Genomic DNA, 20176 nt, shown 5'->3' on the forward strand with positions numbered 1-20176 from the left:
CCGATGTTGAACGTCGAATCCATCCACGTGGCCATCGGTTCGGTGCAGGTGCTGCGCGGCCTGAGCCTGTCCGTCCCCGCGCAATCCATGGTCGGCCTGATCGGGCGCAATGGCGCCGGCAAGACCACCATGCTGCGCACCGTCATGGGCCACCTGTCGCCCTCGCAGGGCCGCATCAGCTTCGAAGGGCAAGACCTGGCGCAGGTGCCACGCCATGCACGCGCCGCCATGGGCATCGGCTACATGCCGGAAGACCGCGGACTGGTGCCCGAGCTGACTGTGGAAGAGAACATCCTCGTGCCGTTGTGGGCCACCGGCATGCGCGACACGCGCCAGCGGCTGGACTTCATCTACGGCGTGCTGCCCGAGCTGGCCGAGATGCGGGCGCGGCGTGCGCTGCTGCTCTCCGGTGGCCAGCAGAAGCTGGTGGCACTGGCGCGTGCGCTGGGCGTGGGCACGCGGCTGCTGCTCCTGGACGAGCCCTTCGAGGGCGTGGCGCCGGCCTTGTCGATGCGGCTGGCGGACGTGATTGCCGGGCTGCGCGGCGGCGCGCTGTCGGTGCTGATCGCGCAATCCGATCTGAACCACTCGCGCAAGCTGGTCGACAGTGAGGTCGTCATCGAGCGCGGCGCGAATGCGGCGCCGCCAGCGCCAGCTGAGCTTGCGGCATGACGCAGGGGCACATGACGCAGGGGAACATCACGCAGGGGCACATAGCGCAGTGGCACACGACGCAGCTTCCGCCCACGCGGCACGAGGCCGTCTACGGCGACCGCGTCGTGCGCTGCTTTGCCGAGCGGCCGGCCAGCCTGCACGCGCTGTTGCAGCAGGCCGTGGCGCAGCACGCGGGCAGCGATGCCGTGGTCTGCGGCGATACGCGCTGGAGTTACGCGGCGCTGGACGCCGAGGTCGCCCGCATCGCCGCCGGCCTGGCCGCTGCCGGCGTGGCCAGCGGCGAGCGCGTGCTGATGTTCATGGGCAACCGGCCCGCGTTCGTGGCCGTGCTGTTCGCCATCGCGCGGCTGGGCGCCATCGCCGTGCCGGTCGGCGAGCGCGAGCAGATGCCGGGCCTGGCCTACATGCTGCAGCAGTGCGGCGCCTGCGCCATCGTGTTCGACGACGTGCTGGCCGAGCGGGTGCCGCCCCCCGCCGATGTGCCAGCGCTGCGGCTGCGCTTCGTGGCGGGCAGCGGTGCAGCGGACGGGGCAGCGGCGGGTGCGCAGCCGCTGTCTGCACTGGGCACGGGCCTGCCCCCGTGTACCGACGCGCACGACGTGCAGCCGCAGGACACGGCACTCATCCTCTACACCTCCGGCACCACCGGCCGCCCCAAGGGCGCGATGCTCACGCACCTGAACGTCGCGCATTCGGTGCGCCACTACGAGGTCTGCATGGGCCTGCGCTCTAGCGACCGTTCGGCCCTGGCGGTGCCGGCCAGCCACGTCACGGGGTTGATCGCCGTCATCGCGGCCATGGTCCACGTGGGTGGCGCCATCGTCGTGCTGCCGCAGTTCAAGGCGGCCGACTTCCTGGCCACCATGGCGGCCGAGCGCGTCACCCACACGTTGATGGTGCCGGCCATGTACACACTGGCGCTGATGCAGCCTGGCTTCGATGGCGCAGCGCTCGCCCATTGGCGCATCGGCGGCTACGGCGGCGCGCCGATGCCGGTGGCCACCATCGATGCGCTGGGCGAGCGGCTGCCGGGCCTCGTGCTGATCAACGCCTATGGCGCGACCGAGACCTGTTCGCCCGCCACCATGATGCCGCCCGGCCTCACGCGCGCGCATGCCGACAGCGTGGGCCTGGCGCTGCCCTGTGCCGAGCTGCGCGTGATGGACGACGCTGGTCGCGAACTGCCGCCCGGTGAGGCTGGCGAGTTGTGGATCGGCGGCCCGATGGTCGTGCCCGGCTACTGGGACAACCCCGAGGCCACGGCCGCCAACTTCACGGCCGGCTATTGGCATTCGGGCGACCTGGGCAGCATCGACGCGCAGGGCTTCGTGCGCCTGTTCGACCGCAAGAAGGACATGCTCAACCGTGGCGGCTTCAAGATCTATTCGGTTGAGGTCGAGAACACCTTGATGGCGTTCCCCGGCGTGGTCGAGGCCGCGGTGGTCGGCCGGCCCTGCCCGGTTTTGGGCGAGCGCGTGCACGCCTTCCTCCATGCGCCGGGCGTGCCGCCCGACGACGAAGCCGTGCGCGCCTTCTGCCGCGCACGCCTCACAGACTACAAGGTGCCGGAAACGGTCACCTGGTCCGACACGCCATTGCCGCGCAGCGCCACGGGCAAGCTGCTCAAGCGGGTGATGCGCGAAGGGCTTTGACGCGCTCCGCCCGCTGCCACGCCTTCTCGTGGAAGAAGAAGGCAAATGCCTGCACCGTCGGCTCCAGCAGGCTCAGCGTGAAGGCGACCCACAGGTTGCCCGTCACAGCATAGGCCACGGCGGCGGCAACCACGATGTGCACCACGTAGTAGCTGGCGGTTTTCTTCAAGGTGGGCAGGTTGGCGCGGGCGAAGGCGGTCATGGGGGGCTCTCTTTCCAACAATGGACCCAAGGTTAAATGCGAACGAGTCGCAATGCCAATCGATTGTGGCTAAACGCGCAATAGGTGGGCGCGGCGGCGCGGGTGGTTGCAGGCGTGACCGCTCGCCAGTTGAAACACTCGGCAAGAGTTGGTGCCCAGACGCCCGGGTCGGCCCATACTGCCGGTTGGCATTCGCCGACAACAACCGACCAGAGAGACGCCATGACCAATATGTTCACCGGCGCAGCCGTGGCCACTCTGCGCGCGCACCGCCTGCTGGCGGGCTGCGCCATCGCACTGCTCGCCTCCACGCTGCAGGCCCAGCCCGTGCAAGCGGTGTATGACCGTGCCACCGGCTACAAGGCCGAATCGCTGAAGCTGCTCGAAAAGCTGGTCAACATCGATTCCGGCTCCGGCGACACCGAGGGCCTGGCGCAGGTGCGCACGCTGGTGGTCGACGAGCTCACCAAGCTGGGCGGCAAGATCGCGACCTTCCCTGCCAGGCCGCACCCCGGCAAGGACGTGACGGCCACCTTCGAAGGCACAGGCACGCGCAAGATCCTGCTCATGGCGCACACCGACGCCGTGTTTGAGCACGGCACGACCAAGGCCACACCCTTCTACATCAAGGACGACCGCGCCTACGGCCCGGGCGTGATGGACAACATGGGCGGTGTGGTCACCGGCATCTACGCCATCAAGATCCTGAACGCGCTCAACTTCAGGGACTACGCGCGCCTGACATACCTGATCTACACCAGCGAGGAAGCCGGTTCGATCGAGACCACCGCGCTCATCCGCCGCGTCGCCAAGGAGCATGACGTGGTGCTCAACCTGGATCCGGGCCTCCCGGTCGACGGCCTGGTGACCTGGCGCAAGGGCAGCGCCACGGCCGTGGTCGAGGTCAAAGGCCGGGCCGCGCACGCCGGTGCGGCGCCCGCCAGTGGCCGCAACGCCGCCACCGAGCTGGCGCACCAGGTGCTGCAGCTCGGCAAGCTCGGCGATGCGGACAAGGCCACCACCATCAACTTCACCGTGCTCACCGCCGACGGGCCGACCAATCAGATCCCCGAGAGCGCCTCGGCCAAGGGCGACGTGCGCGCCCTGAACCGTGAAGAGCTCGACCGGTTGGAACGCGACCTGGCCCGCGTCGCGAAGAACAAGCTGATCCCCGACACCGAGGTCAACACCAGGCTGGAACGTGGCCTGCCGCCGATGTTGCAGACGCCGCAGATCGATGCGCTGGCCGCAACGGCGCAGTCCATCTACGCCGAGATCGGCAAGAAGCTCACGCTGGACGGCTCCGGCGGCGCTTCTGACGCCTGCCTGGCCGCGGATGTGGGCGTGCCCACGCTGGACGGGTTCGGCATCGTGGGCGGCATCCACAAGTCCGAGGAATACGCCGAAGTCGCCAGTGTGGTGCCCCGCCTGTACCTGCTGAGCCGCATGGTGATGGAGGTCAGCAAGCGGCGCTGACGGCGTAATTGTTTGCGCCAATGCGATGGACGAAGTCCTTCAAGTCCTTGCGCGGGGCGCCCTTGGGCACGGCCAGCAGCGGCTCGGCGCGGCCGGTCTTCAGGTTCTTCGGCGCTCTGTCCTGCTGGTACTGCAGCATGGCCGCCTCGACGGACTGGGTGAAGTCGGTCTTCAGTTCGACGGTGGCCACCGGCAGGCCGTTGATGAAGAACGCGAGGTCGATGCGGTCGGTGCTGTCCAGCGAGTAGGTCAGTTGCGGCACCACGCGCAGGCGATTGGCGGCGTAGCGGCGCGTGCTCGTGTCGTTGCGTGCGTCTTCGGGCAGCGCCTCGCTCATCGCCATCTGCCCCGCGCCCGCCAGCGCCAGGCCACGCCGCAGCACGGTCAGCGTGCCGGCTTCGGAGGTTTCCAGCACCCCCACCAGGCGGTCGAGCAAGGCCGTGCTGGCTGCGTCCGCAGCGCCCGCATGCAGGCGCAGCAGCTTGTCCCAGGCCTCGGGCTGGCTGTCTTGCAGCCAGCCGGTCACGTCTTCGGGGTAGAGCGCCCGCGCCCCCGTCGTAGGCGGCGGATGTGCCCACCATCCATCCTGCCGCGCGCAACTGCTCGACGATGTGGCGTTCGAGTTCGCTTTCGTGGTGGATCTTGGTGGACTCGTTGGGTCTTGTTGTTGCAAGCGCTGAAGACCGTGCTCAGGGTGTGACCACGGCTTGGCTGGCTTGCGGCGGCGCAGCCTCCAGTTCCGCCAGCATGGCGTTGACCCGCATCTCCTGCCAACCGCCATAGGTCTGGTTCCCCAACTCCGTGAGCCACTGCGTGCGCCCGTTGGCACTGCGCCCGCTGACCACGGCAGCGGCGGCGCTGGGGCTGGAGAACGCGTAGTCGCGCGTGAACTCGCGGTGCCGGCCGTCGGGCGTCAACGCCAGCACGCCGCTGCGCACCAGCTCCTTGAACAGCTCCGTATAGGTGCCATTCACACCCTCCCATTCGCTGCGCGTCCTGGAGCCCTGGAGCACCACGAACTCGCCGTTGATCTCCCGGCCCCGCGCGCTGATGTCGTGCCGCTTGATGTCGCACACGAACACCGGCGAGTCCGGGATGGAGGCGCTGGGTGCCGTTAGTGGTGGGCTCGGGGCGGGCGCCGTTCCAAGCGCCGTGGCCGGCAGCGTGGCGATCGGCGCGGACGGCTGTGGCGTGGCACGCAGAAAGTCGAAGCCCAACACTGGCAGCAAGGTCTGGATCTGTTCCAGGAAGAACTCCATGTCCGAGCGGTCGGCCTCGGGCAGGTTGTCGTAGCCCGGGTCGGTGCCATTGAGCAAGGCGCAGCGCTTGCCCTGCTGCGCGATGCGCAGCAGCCGGCTCTCCAGGTACTTGATGTGGCCCTTGGTCAGGTTGGCGTCTTTGCTGGTCACCACGCAGACCTTTTCCCAGAAGTCCTTGCCGCCTTTTTCCTCCGGGCGGTTGTGGTGCGTCAGCCGCTGCGCCACGTCATCGGTCTCGCCGATGTAGACCTGGGTGCCGATGCCCGCGCCGCTGTCCGCGCCGACGAGGAAGTACACGCCGGTACGACGGCTCTCCGGGCGCTGGATCAGTTCGCTGAGCCGGCTGCGTGGGCCGGTGATCACATGGCCGGTCCAGTTCATGATCTCGGCGGTCAGCAGGCCATTGGGCACGCCGTCGACGAGGAAGAGCTTGAGGGTGCGGCCGGTGCTGGTGGTCATGCGTATCCTGTTTGCATTCTTGTTGGATGCGGCTGGTCAGGTTGATTGATTTTCGATGTCGATCTGACCGGTGACGGCGGCGGTGATGAGGGCGGCGCGGTGTTCGTCAAGCAGGTTCAGACTCCGCTGCGTTGCGTAAGTCAGTCGGTCAAAGCGTTCCAGTGCGGCATCAAGGAATGCGCAGATCTGCTCCTGCTCATCGACCGGGGGCAGTGCCAGTTGAAGCTGGGACACGTTGCTCGACGAGATGGACGCCAGGTTGGTGCTCTGCTTGGCCCGGTCCATGAAATAGAACTGCGCGGGCGCCGAGCCCGTCCAGGCATTCAGCCACTCAGATGAGACGCCGTGCGGGCGCACCGCGAACACATGATTCTGGTGGATGCAGGGGTCGATCTGGCCATGCCACACATGGCCACGGCCCAGCTTGTCGAAGTCGCCGCCTTCGTTCATCAGCACGTCGCCGGGCTGCAGGCGGTAGCGCTCCAGGTCGGCCACCGGCACGGCCATGGTCGCCACGTCGTCCACCAGATACCCATCCTGCACATTGGCCACGCGCAGGTAGGGCACCTCCACGGTGTCCGCGTCCGCCAGGTCCTTGCCCTTGGCCATGCCGGTCTGGACGTGGGCGATGAACTTGAGGCGCTTGAGTTGCCAGTGCCGGGGCAGGGTGTCGGCCAGGGAGGCGGTAGCGGTCACGGCTGCGGCTCCGGCGCCGGTTGACGCTGGACCGGAGGGTTACTGGATAACCCAGCAGGCTTACTGGATAAGGCCAGGGGGTTACTGGATAAGCCGGGAGGGTTACTGGATAAGGCGCGGGGGTTACTGGATAACGCGCCACGCTTGCGCGCATTCAGCAGGTTCACGGCTGTCATTTGGCGTGTTCCTCCGTCCGGTATGCCTGGTCGGGCCGGTTCGGCACGTCCGGGTGGAGCAACCTCAGTCTCCCCGCCTTGACCAGGGCCGTGAGCATCCTGGTTTGCAGGTTGGACTGATCACGCCCCAGCAGTTCGGCAAGCAGCAGGCCGGCGACAGTGGCGCCCTGCAGCCCGCTGGCGCGTTCGCGGCGCAGCGCCCCCAGCTTGAAGAGCAGACCCTCGTCGTCCTCCAGCAGCCAGGCGTGGTCGGGGGCGCGTGAGGCAAAGAGGTTGCGGTACTGCTTGAGCGTTTCCGGATCGAAGTCGGCCAAGCCGAAGTGCTCGACGATGCGTGCATCGGCGGGCTGGCTGGACTGGTCGGCCAGCATGCGCCGCACTTCATCGTCGCTGCAGCGGTAGTCGCCCTCCTCGGCACGCCGGAAGGTGCCCGCCATGGGGTTGGGCCCAATGTAGACAGGCCGCTGCGCGCGGCTGGCGCGCGGCACCTGCACCACCACGAACTGCCGGCCGTTGCGCTCCAGGGTGCGAATGGCGGCCTCCGTCAGCAGGTTGCTACTGACCTTGCTGCGGTCGTTGAGCTGGCTCCAGAGCTGGTTGCGCAGGGTGGCCGCGTCGGGAACACCTTCCCACACGAAGTCCCCATGCCTCTCCGCCACGCCCAGCACGATGGTGCCGCCCTGGCTGTTGGCCATGGCGGAATAGGTCTCCCAGAAGCTGCCAGGCAAGCCACCCTTGGCGGCCTTGTATTCCAGGTCGTTGCCCTCGGCGGCATCCGCCAGCGCATCGAACAGGTCCAGCTGGTGGGCGTGGTCGTCGTTCACTTGATCACCTCCCCCAACAACGCCGCAATCTCCGCCTCCACCGCCTGCAGCTCCGCATCGATCTGCGTCAGCGGGCGCGGCGGCTGGTAGACGTAGAAATAGCGGTTGAAGTTGATCTCGTAGCCCACGATGCCGGGCTTGCCGTCTTTCTCGTCGGTCTTGGCCAGGTCGATCCAGGCGTCGGGCACATGGGGCAGCACTTCGCGCGCGAAGTACGTGTGGATGTCTTCCTTCAGCGGCACGTTCTCGAACTCGCGCAGCTCGGAGTCGGGCATCGGCGTCTTGCCGTCGGCCTCCAGCACCGGTTGGGCTTGCGGGTCGCGCTCGCCGAACGCATCGAGCACGGCCTTCCGGGCGGGTTTGCCGAGCTTGCCCTTGACGCCGGCCGCCTTCAGGAAGGTGTCGAGCGCGTCGAAATGCTGGTCGCTGTGTGCCAGCGTGGCGAAACAGTCCACCTGCTCTGCCCCTTTGGCCGCGGCATAGGCGGCCAGGCGATCCGTCGTCACGGTGAAGCGCACGCGCAAGGGCCGCTCGACGGTGATGCGGCGGTAGCCAAAATCGGTGGTCGCGAACACCTTGCTCTGCGGCCCGTCTTCGAAGCCTTCCAGCAACCGGGCGATCTCGTCGATCTGCTCCTGGCTGATCTGCTTGCGCTTGCTGCCCAGGCTCTTGCGCATGGGGCTGTGCATGGCGCTGGCGTCAATGAGTTGCACCTTGCCGGCGCGCGCGGGCGCCTTGTGGTTGGACAGCACCCAGATGTAGGTGCCGATGCCGGTGTTGTAGAACAGGTCGGTGGGCAAGGCGACGATGGCCTCCAGCCAGTCGCGCTCCAGGATCCAGCGGCGGATCTCTGATTCGCCCGACCCGGCGCCGCCATTGAACAGCGGCGAGCCCGAGAGCACGATGCCGATGCGGCTGCCGCCCAGTTCCACGGCCTTGCGCTTGGACAGCAGATGCATCAGGAACAGCAGCGAGCCATCGCCCACGCGCGGCAGCCCGGCGCCAAAGCGGCCGGCCAGGCCCATCTCCCTGTGCTCGGCCACTACGGCCTTTTGCACCGGCTCCCACTTCACGCCGAAGGGCGGGTTCGCCAGGCAATAGTCGAAACGCTCGCGCGGCAGCAGGTCGTTGGACAAGGTGTTGCCCAGCTTCAACTTGCTGACGTCGTGGCCCTGGATCAGCTTGTCGGCCACGCAGATGGCGTAGGTCTCGGGGTTCAGCTCCTGCGCGTAGGGCACGAGCGTGGTGTCGGGGTTCCACTCGCGCACCTGCTCGATGGCCGAACTCAAAAAGCCGCCTGTGCCGGCCGCGCAGTCGTACACGGTGCGCACCACGCCCTTGCCGGCCAGTGCCTTGTGGTCGGGCGCGAAGACCAGCGTGGTGGCCAGGCGCACCACATCGCGCGGGGTGAAGTATTCGCCCGCATCGTCGTTGGCGGCCTCGGCGAACTTGCGGATCAGGTGCTCGAACACCAGGCCCATCTCGTGGTTGGAAATCGCCTTGGGGTGCAGGTCAATAGCGGCGAACTTCTGCGTGACCAGATAGAGCAGGTTCGCTTCTTCCAGCTTCACCAGCCAGTTGCCAAAGCCGAAATGGTCGAACACCTGGCGCGCGTTGGCCGAGAACTTCGCAAGGTAGTCCTCCAGGTTGGCGCGGGTGCTGGTGGAGCCCACCGTGGCCAGGTCGAAATGCGAGAGGTTGTAGAACTGCGCGCCCGCCACCTGGGGCAGCACCAGGTCCAGATCGACCTTGGTGCCCTTCAGCGCAGCGTGCTGCTGCCGCACGGCCTCGCGCGTGGACTCCAGCACGCATTCCAGCCGGCGCAGCACGGTGAAGGGCAGGATGATGCGGCCGTACAGCGAGGGCCTGAAAGGGCCGCGCAAGGTGTCGGCCACGTTCCAGATGAAATCGGCGAGGTTCTGTTGGTGCATGGGCTGGTCAACACGGCGCTGGACAAGGCGGGTCACGGCGTGGGACCTGGCCTTGACTTGGTGGGGATGATAGGGCCGACCCATGGGTTGTGATCTGCGCGCCGCACGCAGAACTGTGGAATGTCATTTGCACGATTCCCATAGCTCCTGCACAATGATTTCCAGATTGGAGCTCCCATGCAAAGTCTGACCCTCGACCAATTCAAAGCAGCGGTGCGTGCCGGCGGTGTCACAGGCGTGACCCTCACCGCCCAAGGCAGCGGCTTTTACATGGAGATCGGCACCCGGGGCAGTCGGGATGCCGTGGTGCTGACCAAGGCACGCAGCACTGAGCCCAGGCGCTTTGGCACGCCAACCTCGGCCATGCAGGTGCTCAAGGACATCGGCATTGGCACTGCCAAGATGGATTTTTCGCGGTGGGATCCTGGCCAGAAGGAAGTGACCCAGAGGCGCGATAGCCGGGCGAGTGCAATGCGCGACGCACACCAGGCAGCGGCACACCAGAAGTGGCTGGCGAGCGAGTTGCAAGCCGCGATCGATGACCCGCGGCCGAGCCTGACCACGGATGAGGTGCTCGCCCAGTTCGACGATGGGCCGGTCGAGGTTGCGCTGGTGCCCGAGCGGCCGGGCGCTGCCTCTTGACAGGCGGGGCTGGTGCGCATCGATTGGCGGCCTCTGGCCCGTGAGGACTTGAGCGCAATCCGGCGATTCATCGCGCGGGACGACCGGGCCCGTGCCTCAAGCTTCGGCGCAGAGCTGCGCCGCAGGGTGAAGGTGCTTTCGGAGCACCCCGAAATGGGCAGGCTGCTGGGGCCTGGCGTGCCCGAAGGGGTTCGAATCCTGGTGCTGCACGAGAACTACCTGGCCTATTACCGGATTGTTCCGATCGCCGGCCAAGACGTGGTGCAGGTACTGCGGATCAAGCACGCGGCACAGTCTCGACCATGACGCGCGCTCTGCCCGCAAGACGCGGGGGCAACAGCCCCTACTTCGCCGTAGGCATCACGAACTCCGCCCCCTTGGGCGTGCTCTCCGGCCAGCGCTGCATGATGGACTTCTGCTTCGTATAGAAGCGCACGCCCTCTTCGCCATAGGCGTGCATGTCGCCGAACAGGCTCTTCTTCCAGCCGCCGAAACCATGCCAGGCCATGGGCACCGGGATCGGCACGTTGATGCCCACCATGCCCACCTGGATGCGTCGCGCGAACTCGCGCGCCACGTTGCCGTCGCGCGTGAAGCAGGCCACGCCGTTGCCGAACTCGTGCGCGTTGATCAGGTCGACGGCGGTGCCCAAATCGGGCACGCGCACGCAGGCCAGCACCGGGCCGAAGATCTCTTCCTTGTAGATGCGCATCTCGGGCGTGACCTTGTCGAACAAGGTGCCGCCGGTGAAGAAACCCTGCTCGTGGCCCGCCACCTTGTGGCCGCGCCCGTCGACGACCAGCTCGGCGCCTTCCTTGACGCCGATGTCGATGTAGCCCTCGATGCGCTCCAGCGCCTGCTTCGTCACGATGGGGCCCATCTCGGCGTCCAGCTCCATGCCGTTCTTGATGACCAGCTTCTTCGCGCGCTCGGCCAGCAGCGGCATCACCTTGTCGGCCGCATCGCCCACCAGCACCGCGACCGAGATGGCCATGCAGCGCTCGCCGGCCGAGCCGTAGCCGGCGCCGATCAGCGCGTCCACGGTCTGTTCAATGTCGGCGTCGGGCATCACCACCATGTGGTTCTTGGCGCCGCCCAGGGCCTGCACGCGCTTGCCGTGGCGGGCGCCGGTCTCGTAGATGTACTGCGCGATCGGCGTGGAGCCGACGAAGCTGATCGCCTTCACGTTGGGGTGCTCCAGCAGCGCATCGACGGCGAGCTTGTCGCCTTGCACCACGTTGAAGACGCCGTCCGGCAGGCCGGCCTGCTGCAGCAGTTTGGCGATGAACAGCGAAGCCGAAGGGTCACGCTCGCTGGGCTTCAGGATGAAGCAGTTGCCGGCCGCAATCGCCACCGGGAACATCCACATCGGCACCATCACCGGGAAGTTGAACGGCGTGATGCCGGCCACCACGCCGAGCGGCTGGCGCAGCGTCCAGTTGTCGATGCCGGTGGAAACCTGGTCGGTGAAATCGCCCTTGAGCAGCTGCGGCACGCCGCACGCAAATTCGATGATGTCGATGCCGCGCGAGACCTCGCCCTGCGCGTCGGTGAACACCTTGCCGTGCTCGGCCGTGATGATGGCGGCCAGCGCGTCCTTGTGCAGGTTCACGAGTTCGAGGAACTTGTTCAGCACGCGCGCGCGGCGGATCGGCGGTGTGTCGGCCCAGGCCGGGAACGCGGCCTGCGCGGCGGCCACGGCGGCGTCGACGTCTTCACGCGCGGCCAGGCGCAACTGGCGCGCTTCGGTGCCCAGCGCGGGGTTGAACACGGGCTGCGTGCGCGTGCCCTGGCCGGCGGTGGGTTGGCCGCCGATGAAGTGGGCGACTTCGGCGCTGTCGGTGTAGGCGGGGGTGGCGGGCAGATCGCGCTTCATGGTGTGTCTCGCTTGCGTGTGGTGGCTGGAGGCGGCAGTCTAGGAAGCCGGCCAGCGCTTGTACAGGCCGCCTGCCTGAATTGATTGTTCAGTTTGCTGAACAATGCAGGCCATGAACCCCGACAAGATCGATGCGCTATGGCCGCATCTGCACAGCCTGGCCGTGCTCGGCGAACACGGCAGCTTCACGGCGGCCGCCGCGCGCCTGGCCATCAGCAAGGCCGCCATGAGCCAGCGCATCACCGAGCTCGAACGCGCCGCCGGCGTGCCGCTGGTGCAGCGCACCACGCGCAGCGTGCGGCTGACCGAGGCTGGCCAGCGGCTGGTGGACGGCACGCGCGGCGCGTTCGAGCAGATCCAGCAGAGCTTTGCCACCGTGCGCGATCTGGCCGCCGCGCCGCACGGCCTGTTGCGCGTGACGGCGCCCGTGGCCTTCGCGCGCCAGCAACTGGTGCCGTGCCTGCCCGAGTTCCTGCGCGCCCACCCGCAGGTGCGGCTGGAGCTGGACATGTCCGACAGCCTGCGCACGTTGGCCATGGAAGGCTTCGATCTGGCCGTGCGCCACACGGCCGCGCCGCCCGAGACCCATGTGGCCTGGCTGCTGGCGACCACGCAGTCGGTGCTGGTGGCCAGCCGTGCCTACCTGCGGCGCAAGGGTCACCCGGCCACGCCGGACGACCTGCGCGCGCACGACTGCCTGCACTACCCACGCCCCAGCGACACCCCGGGCTGGACACTGCGCCAGGGCGATGCGCGCGTCGTGGTGCCGGTGACCGGCCCGTTCGCCGCCAACAACAGCGAGGCGCTGCGCGACGCCGCGCTGGCCGGCCTGGGCATCGCGCTGGTGCCCGATTTCAGCGCCCAGGCCGCCTTGAAGACGGGCCAGCTGCAACAGGTGCTGCCCAAGTGGCAGGTCGAAGGCGCCTTCAGCCAGAACCTGTATGCGATTCGCCCGTACTCACCCTACGTACCGCGTGCGGTTGTGACTTTTGTCACGCATTTGCGATCTGCGTTTTTGCATGGATTTTCTACGTGACAAAACGGCACATTTGTAACGTTCATCAATCCTATATACCCGATGGTATGGTGTGTTGAGTGCGCAAATCTGCGTTGCTGTGCTGCGCGCATGCACGGCTTTCGTCATCGTTTGGTCAGGGCTTTCCCGCATCTTCCATGTCGGCTGCAGCACCGTCGGAGCCATCGGCCGCACTCAGCGCGGACGGGCGACACCTCATTACCGAAACGACCTGGGGTGACCTTGCGCAGCCAGCAGTGCGCAAGTCCGTGCGCGCGGGGCGTGCGCGCGGAGTGGGCATGCGCAACGAGGCGCGCATCCTGGGCCTGCTGCAAGGCATCCAGGGCATCTCGCAGCTGCTGGAGGCCGACGAGGCGGGCGACTGGCTAGTGCTCAGCCGACTGGGCGGCACGCCGCTGCCCCAGGCCGCCGCGCAGCTGCGTGAAGACGTGCCCACCGCGCTGCGCTGGCTGCTGTCGTTGCTGGACATCCTGGAGCAGGTGCACGCGCGCGGCGTGCTGCACGGCAACATCTCGCCGGCCAAGCTGCGTGTGCTGCCTGGCGACGCCGCCGGCCTGGTGGATTTCAGCCAGGCCGTGGCGCAGCACCACATCGAAGCCGAACTGCGCCACCTGGGCGGCCAGCACCTGACGCTGCCCTTCAGCGCGCCCGAGCAGACCGGCCGCATGGCCCGCTCGGTGGACTACCGGGCCGACTACTACGCGCTCGGCGCGGTGGGCTACTGGCTGCTGAGCGGCCAGCCGCCGCTGACCGAGACGGAGCCCCTGGCGCTGCTGCACGCCTTGCTCACGCGCCCACCCGTGCCCGCCCGCACGCTGAACGCCGCCGTGGCGCTGGCCGTCAGCGCGCTGCTGGCCAAACTGCTGGCCAAGAACCCCGAGGAGCGCTACCAATCCGCCCATGGTCTGCGTCTGGACCTGCAGCGCTGCGTGGACGAACCTGCGGCGGACTTTGCGCCCGGCGCCGACGACCACCGCATCCAGCCCACGCGGCCCTCGCGCCTGTTCGGGCGCGAAGAGGCGCTGGCGACCTTGCAGTCCGCCCTGAACCCGGCGCACACAGGCTGCCGTGTCGCCCTGGTGCGCGGCTATTCGGGCGCCGGCAAGTCGGCCCTGGTGCAGGCGCTGGTGCCCTTCGTCAGCATGGGCCGCGGCCTGGTCGCGGCCGGCAAGTACACGCAGTTCCGCAGGCTCAAGCCCTTCAGCGGCCTGGCAGAGGCGCTGACCGAGGTGGCCGAGTTCTGGCGCGCCGAGTCGCCCGAACGGCTGGCGCAGATCCGCACGCGGCTGCTGCAGCGGCTGGACAGCAATGCCGCGCTGCTGGCGCGCATCGTGCCCAGCTTCGGGCAACTGCTGTGGCCGCAGGCGCCGCCGCCCAGTGCGCCCGAAGTGGACGCGCCATTGCTGGCACGCATGCGCCAGGCGCTGGGCGCGCTGTGCGACACGTTGCGCGACGCCGGCACCCCGTGCGTGCTGTTCATCGACGACCTGCAGTGGGCCGATGCCGACTCGCTGGCCGTGCTCGAATCCATGGGGCTGGAGCACAGCCGCGGCACGCTGCTCTTGATCGGCGCCTACCGCGACCACGAGGTCGATGCCGCGCACCCGCTCAGCCGCATGCTGGGGCATCTGCGCGAGGCCGGCACCACGCTGCTGGAGCTGCGCATCGGCGGGCTGGAGCCGGCCCACGTGCGCGCACTGCTGGCCGACGTGCTGGACGCCGCGCCCGACGAGCTGCAGGATTTGGCCGCAGAGTTGCACGCCAAGACCGCAGGCAACGCCTTCTTCGTGCTGGAGTACGTGCGCCGGCTGTTCGATGCGCGCGCCCTGCAACGCGTGCAGGGCCGCTGGCAGTGGGACGCACAGGCCGTGGCCGCACTGCCCAATTCGGACAACCTGGTGGCCGGGCTGATCGCCGAGCTGCACCGCATGCCTGTGGAGGTGCAGGACCTGGCGGGCGGCTGCGCCTGCCTGGGCGGGGCCATCGACATCGACGCGCTGGCCGCAGTGCGCCAGGTGTCGGCGGCGGTGCTGGAGCAGCAGATGCTGCCGCTGCTGCGCCGCGCCATCGTGTCCAGCACGCTGGCGGTGGGGGCCGTCTCGCGCGACGAGCTGCGCACCGGCATGCCGGGCCAGCTGCGGTTTTGCCACGACCGCATGCAGGAGGCGGCGCTGGCGCTGCTGGATGCGCCGGCGCGCGAGCGCTGGCACCTGGGCCTGGCGCGCGTGCTGGCCACACGCCATGCGCGGGCAGGCGGGCAGGACGCGCTGATCGCCGCCGCCGTGCACTACCTGGAGGCGATCGAAGGCCTGGAGGACCCCGGCGAGCAAGCGGCGGTGCTGGCGCTGCTGGTGCAGGCGGCACGTCGCTCGATGGAGCAAGGCGCCACCGCGCACGCGCTGCGCTTTCTGCAGGGCGCGCGCCTGCTGGCGCCGCGGCTGCCCCCCGATGCGCTGCGCACGCGCGAGATCGCACTGCTGCTGCACGCGGCCCTGTTCACACACTCACGCTTCGAGGAGATGGACGAACTGTTCGCCTCGCTGCAGTCCGACATGCAGACCGACCCACTGGCCCTGCACGATGCCGTGGCGCTGCAGGCGCGCGCCCTGTTTCTGCGCGGGCGCAATGCCGAGTCCATCCGCCTGGCGCTGGACGGCGCCAACCTGCTCGGCCTGACCTCGCCCGGGCCCGACGACTGGGCCGCGGCCATGGACGGTGAGCTGGACCTCCTGACCGCGCGCATGCAGGCCCAGGGCGATGCGCTGTTCGAGGGCCTGCCGGCGCTGGCAGATGCGCGCCTGCTGGCGGCGGCGAAGCTGCTCAACGTGGCGCAGATGAACCCCATGACCGACCGGCACCAAACCGGCTCGTGGTGCAACCTGCGCCTGATCCGCCTGGGGTGGGAGCAGGGCCGCTTCGTCGGGCTGCCCAATGCGCTGACGGGCGCGTTCACGCCGCTGGCCACGCTGCGCAACGACTACGCGCTGGGCTGCCGCCTGGGCCGTGTCGCCCTGGCGCTGATGCCCGACGTGTCCGACGAGCGCGACACCAGCCGCACCCTGTCGCGCTGGGCCAATATCGTGGCCACGTTCTGCGAACCGCTGGAGACGCGCTTCGGCCACTTCCGGCGCATGGAGCACCTGGCCAACAACCTGGGCGACACCGACACCCCGGCGGAAAACCTGGTCTGGGAGCTGGCCGCCCTGTTCGAGACCGCGCCCCATCTGCAGCGGATGGAGCCCGTGGTCGAGCGCGCCTTTGCGCTGTCGCGCCGCACGCGCAATGCCATGACGCTGGGCAGCTTCACCGTGTTCCAGTGGCTGATGCTGTACGCCCGGGGCCAGGCCCCGGCACTGGACGAGGCCGGGGCCAACCCCGAGATGCGCGAACGCATCGCCGTCAGCACCTTCGCACGGCAGCAGCTGGCGGTCTATTCCATCGTCGCCGCAGCGCTGCGCGGCGACTGGCCGCAGGCACTCGTGCAAGGCCAGCAGGCGCTGCAGGTGCGCATGCTGCCCAACACCTATTTCTTCGCGCTGCGCCATTGGTTGAGGGCGCTGGCGCTGTGCCAGGCCCTGCTGCGCGGCGATGCCGTGGAGCGTGATGCCACGCAGGCCGAGATCGCTGCTGTGGCGCAGTGGCTGGACGAGCGCGCCGCCGAGGCCCCGGCCAACTTCGCGCACATGGCGCTGCTGGTGCACGCCATGCGCGCCTGGGTGGCGCAGGACATCGCGCAGGCCGTGCGCCAGTTCGAAGCCGCCATCGACGCCGCACCGCACCGGCCCTGGCACCACGCGGTGGCGTGCGAACTGGCCGCGCAGTTCTACCGTGCCGCGCAGCCCACGCGCGCGGCCGATATCTACCTCGCGCAGGCACTGCACGCCTTCGAGCAATGGGGCGCGGTCGGTCAGGCGGCGCGGCTGCGCGGCCTGGGGCGCCGGCCTGGATCGCAGGTGTTGCTGCCGGTGTTCCACGACGACGCCGCGCGTGCGGCCGAGGGCGCCCAGCGCATCGACGCCCAGGCCGTCACCAGCGCCGGGCAGGCGCTGATCTCCGAGCGCGACCCCGCCACCTTGCTCGGCGTGCTGTTCAACCTGGTGCGCCAGTACGCGGCGGCCGAATACGGCGTGCTGTGCTGGCGCGAGGGCGAGCAGTGGCTGCAGCGCGCCGAGTTCGATCCGCAGGGCCAGCGCATCGCCGGCGGCCGGGGCGCGACTGCCGAGCAGGCCTTCACGCTGCACATCCCGTTGCCGGTGCAGCACTACCTCACGCAAAGCGGCCAGGCGCTGCTGCTGCACGACGTGCGCCAGCACCTGCGCTTCTCGCAGGACCCGGACATCCAGGGCAACGGCGTCAAGTCGCTGGCCGCGTTGCCCATCGTGTTGCACGGGCAGACCGTGGGCCTGCTCTATCTGGAGAACCGCGACACCGCCACCGCGCTGCACGAGGACCACCTGGAAACCCTGCGCCTGATGTGCGCGCAGTTTGCCGCCGCCTACGACAACGCCCAGCTCTACAGCCACCTGGAAGCCATGGTGTCGGCCCGCACCGAAGAGCTGGAACGCAGCCAGGCCACCTTGAGCGCCCTGATCGACAACTCGCCCGTGCCCATCTTCGTGAAGAACCGAGAGGGGCGCTGCCTGCTGCACAACGCGCCCTACATCGAATCGCTGGGCCTGCCGCCAGGCACCTCTCTCGTGGAGCAGCGCCTGGCCAACTTCGTCTCGCTTGCCGACGTGAGCCCGGTGGTGGCGCAGGCGGACGCACTCGCGTTCGAAGGCAAGCCGGTGCCGGCCTATTCGCTGGAACTCTTGACCCCTGCGGGACGGCGCAACTACCTGGTCCACAAGTTCGGGCTGCGCGGCAACGGCAGTGAGGTCGTCGCGGTGTGCGGCATCTCGCTGGACGTGACGGCGCTGCGCAACACCGAGGCCCAGCTGCGCCAGGCCAAGGAGGCGGCCGACGCAGCCAACGCGGCCAAGAGCGCGTTCCTGGCCAACATGAGCCATGAGATCCGCACGCCCATGAATGCGGTGATCGGCATGTCGCACCTGGCGCTCAGAACCGAGTTGAACGCGCGACAGCGCGACTACGTGCAGAAGATCCAGCAGTCCGGCCAGCACCTGCTGGGCATCCTGAACGACATCCTGGACTTCTCCAAGGTCGAGGCCGGCAAGATGAGCATCGAGCAGGCTCCGTTCGAGCTGGACGAGCTGCTGGACAGCGTGACCAGCCTGATCTCCGCCAAGACCCAGGCCAAGAACCTCGAACTGGTCTGCGACCCGGCGGCCGACGTGCCGCAAAGCCTGGTGGGCGATGCGCTGCGGCTGAGCCAGATCCTCATCAACTACGCCAACAACGCCGTGAAGTTCACGTCGCACGGCGAGGTCGACATTGCCGTGCGCATGCTCGAGCGGACCGACCACGAGGCGTTCCTGCGCTTCGAGGTGCGCGACACCGGCATCGGCCTCACGCCCGAGCAGATCGGCCGGCTGTTCCAGAGCTTCGAGCAGGCCGACACCTCCACCACGCGCCAGTACGGCGGCACCGGCCTGGGCCTGGCCATCAGCAAGCGGCTGGCCGAGCTGATGGGCGGCGAAGTGGGCGTGCACAGCACGCCGGGCGCGGGCTCGACCTTCTGGTTCACGGCGCGGCTTGGCGTGCGCGAACAGCAATCACGCGCGCAGTTGCCCCCGGTCGACCTGCGCGGCCGCCGTGTGCTGGTGGTGGACGACCACGACAACGCGGCCCATGTGCTCACGCAGATGCTGCAGTTCGACGGCTTCGAGGTCGAGACCGTGCATGGGGGGCTGGACGCCGTGCGGGCGGTGCGCGACGCAGCGCGGGCGGGCCGGCCGTTCGAGCTGGTGACGCTGGACTGGCAGATGCCGGGCATGGACGGGCTGCAGACGGCCGTGCAGATCCAGGCGCTGGGGCTCGCGCCACCGCCGCGTCTCGTGATGGTCAGCGGCTACGGCGGCGAAGACCTGGCGCGCAAGGCTGCGCAGGTGGGCATCACCGAAGTGCTGGCCAAGCCCGTCAGCGCCTCGGTGCTGCTGGACACCTTGATGCGCGTCTTCGGCCACGCCACCAAGTTGCAGCGGGTCGTGCCGGACGAGGGCGAAGTCGCGTTGGCGGCGTTGGCCGGCTTGCGCGGCGCGCGCATCCTGCTGGTGGAAGACAACGAGCTGAACCAGCAGGTGGCCTGCGAGCTGCTGCAGCAGGCTGGTTTCGCGGTGGACGTGGCCGACCACGGCGCCATCGGCATGGACAAGGTGGCCCGGGCCCAGACCGAAGGGTCGCCGTACGACATGGTGCTGATGGACATGCAGATGCCGGTGATGGACGGCGTGAGCGCCAGCCGCGCCATCCGCCAGAACCGCGCCCATGACGCGATGCCCATCCTGGCGATGACGGCCAACGCCATGCAGTCGGACCGCGAACTGTGCGCGGCCGCCGGCATGAACGACTTCGTCATGAAGCCCATCGAGCCCGAGCAGCTATGGCTGGCGCTGGCGCGCTGGATCCGCCCGCGCCCCGGGTTGCCGGTGCAGTGGGATGCCGAGCCCGCCGATGCGCCAGCCGCACCCGCCGCGCAGGCGTCCGAACTGCCCGCCGACGTGCCGGGCCTGGACGTGCAGCAGGGCCTGCGCCGCGTGCTGGGCAACCGCACGCTGTACCAAGAGCTGCTGCGCAAGTTCTGCGTGTCCCAGGCTGGCGTACCCACAGAGATCCGCAGTGCGCTGCAGGCCGGCGATCGGGGCCTGGCCCGGCGCCTGGCGCACACGCTGCGTGGATTGGCCGGCAACCTGGGCGCCACGGCGTTGCAGACACAAGCAGGCAGGGTCGAGATGGCGATCGAGCACGGCGAGGCCCTCGATGCGCCTCTGGCCACGGCAGAGCTGATGCTGACGGATCTGGTGCGCGCGCTGCGGGCCGCTCTGCCTCCCGCCCCTGTGGCAGCGCCCCTCAGCGTGATGGTGGACCGAGCCACCGTGCAGGCCGTGTGCCGGCAACTGCACACGCTGCTGGAGGGCAGCGACGCCAGCGCGCAGCTCTATTTCGCCGAGCACCGCGCGCTGCTGCAGACGGCGCTCGGCCAGGCCTGCGGTGCGCTGGCGCAAGCCATCGACGACTACGACTTCGACACCGCCTGCACGCTGCTGGACAGCGCCGCCCCGGGGTCCGGGCCGACCTAACGGACCGGCGGCCCGTCCACCCATCTGATCGGTTGTCGGTCAAGTGCGGCGGGTGGTATGGTTTGAAACATGG

Annotated in this window: 14 protein-coding genes; 7 read left to right on the top strand and 7 right to left on the bottom strand. The window is 68.6% G+C overall.

Features of this window, described 5'->3' with window-relative positions:
* Window positions 1–3 precede the first annotated feature (3 nt).
* Together AC099J_RS00420 and AC099J_RS00425 are read left to right on the top strand one after the other, a co-directional pair.
* Window positions 4–672: an ABC transporter ATP-binding protein gene (locus AC099J_RS00420; protein ID WP_479613222.1), complete on the top strand. Its 669-nt coding sequence runs from the start codon at window positions 4–6 to the stop codon at window positions 670–672.
* An 11-nt stretch (window positions 673–683) separates the two neighbouring features.
* Window positions 684–2327, top strand: coding sequence for a class I adenylate-forming enzyme family protein (locus tag AC099J_RS00425; protein ID WP_479613223.1), 1644 nt, complete (start codon window positions 684–686; stop codon window positions 2325–2327).
* On the opposite strand, the gene AC099J_RS00430 is transcribed toward AC099J_RS00425, so the two are convergent.
* Entirely contained in the window at window positions 2299–2529 is a 231-nt protein-coding gene (locus AC099J_RS00430; RefSeq protein WP_479613224.1) for a DUF2061 domain-containing protein, read from the bottom strand. The two genes, AC099J_RS00425 and AC099J_RS00430, sit on opposite strands and share 29 nt — an antisense overlap.
* A 222-nt stretch (window positions 2530–2751) precedes the next feature.
* On the opposite strand from AC099J_RS00430, the gene AC099J_RS00435 reads away from it, so the two are divergent.
* Window positions 2752–4005 carry a glutamate carboxypeptidase gene (locus AC099J_RS00435; RefSeq protein ID WP_479613225.1) on the top strand — a complete coding sequence of 418 codons (1254 nt, stop codon included), beginning with the start codon at window positions 2752–2754 and terminating at the stop codon, window positions 4003–4005.
* Here the strand turns inward: AC099J_RS00435 and AC099J_RS00440 are convergent.
* The 5 genes from AC099J_RS00440 to AC099J_RS00460 all read right to left on the bottom strand — a co-directional run bounded on the left by AC099J_RS00440 (window position 3989) and on the right by AC099J_RS00460 (window position 9350).
* Window positions 3989–4531, bottom strand: a complete 543-nt coding sequence (locus tag AC099J_RS00440; RefSeq protein ID WP_479613226.1) for a type I restriction endonuclease — start codon at window positions 4529–4531, stop codon at window positions 3989–3991. The genes AC099J_RS00435 and AC099J_RS00440 overlap by 17 nt on opposite strands.
* 163 nt (window positions 4532–4694) lie before the next feature.
* Window positions 4695–5723, bottom strand: coding sequence for a GIY-YIG nuclease family protein (locus AC099J_RS00445; protein WP_479613227.1), 1029 nt, complete (start codon window positions 5721–5723; stop codon window positions 4695–4697).
* A gap of 36 nt (window positions 5724–5759) precedes the next feature.
* Entirely contained in the window at window positions 5760–6419 is a 660-nt protein-coding gene (locus AC099J_RS00450) for a restriction endonuclease subunit S (RefSeq protein ID WP_479613228.1), read from the bottom strand.
* 172 nt (window positions 6420–6591) lie between these two features.
* The gene (locus AC099J_RS00455) at window positions 6592–7419 is read right to left on the bottom strand and encodes an AlbA family DNA-binding domain-containing protein (protein WP_479613229.1); all 828 of its coding nucleotides are present in this window, start codon (window positions 7417–7419) and stop codon (window positions 6592–6594) included.
* Window positions 7416–9350 carry a type I restriction-modification system subunit M gene (locus AC099J_RS00460; RefSeq protein ID WP_479613230.1) on the bottom strand — a complete coding sequence of 645 codons (1935 nt, stop codon included), beginning with the start codon at window positions 9348–9350 and terminating at the stop codon, window positions 7416–7418. The genes AC099J_RS00455 and AC099J_RS00460 overlap by 4 nt, the downstream gene beginning before the upstream one ends.
* A 237-nt stretch (window positions 9351–9587) precedes the next feature.
* Between AC099J_RS00460 and AC099J_RS00465 the strand changes: the two genes are divergently transcribed.
* Window positions 9588–9992, top strand: a complete 405-nt coding sequence (locus AC099J_RS00465; protein WP_479613231.1) for an antitoxin PaaA2 family protein — start codon at window positions 9588–9590, stop codon at window positions 9990–9992.
* 12 nt (window positions 9993–10004) lie between these two features.
* Window positions 10005–10298 carry a type II toxin-antitoxin system RelE/ParE family toxin gene (locus tag AC099J_RS00470; RefSeq protein ID WP_479613232.1) on the top strand — a complete coding sequence of 98 codons (294 nt, stop codon included), beginning with the start codon at window positions 10005–10007 and terminating at the stop codon, window positions 10296–10298.
* Window positions 10299–10335: 37 nt separating this feature from the next.
* Here AC099J_RS00470 and AC099J_RS00475 read toward each other — a convergent pair whose 3' ends face one another.
* Window positions 10336–11868 (bottom strand): CoA-acylating methylmalonate-semialdehyde dehydrogenase, encoded by a 1533-nt coding sequence (locus AC099J_RS00475; protein ID WP_479613233.1) that lies wholly within the window; start codon window positions 11866–11868, stop codon window positions 10336–10338.
* A 112-nt stretch (window positions 11869–11980) separates the two neighbouring features.
* Between AC099J_RS00475 and AC099J_RS00480 the strand changes: the two genes are divergently transcribed.
* Together AC099J_RS00480 and AC099J_RS00485 are read left to right on the top strand one after the other, a co-directional pair.
* Window positions 11981–12904: a LysR family transcriptional regulator gene (locus tag AC099J_RS00480; RefSeq protein ID WP_479613234.1), complete on the top strand. Its 924-nt coding sequence runs from the start codon at window positions 11981–11983 to the stop codon at window positions 12902–12904.
* Between the two features lie 278 nt (window positions 12905–13182).
* Window positions 13183–20103, top strand: a complete 6921-nt coding sequence (locus tag AC099J_RS00485; protein ID WP_479613235.1) for a response regulator — start codon at window positions 13183–13185, stop codon at window positions 20101–20103.
* The last annotated feature ends 73 nt before the right edge of the window (window positions 20104–20176 follow it).

Source organism: Rhodoferax sp. RT4P68, assembly GCF_056521305.1.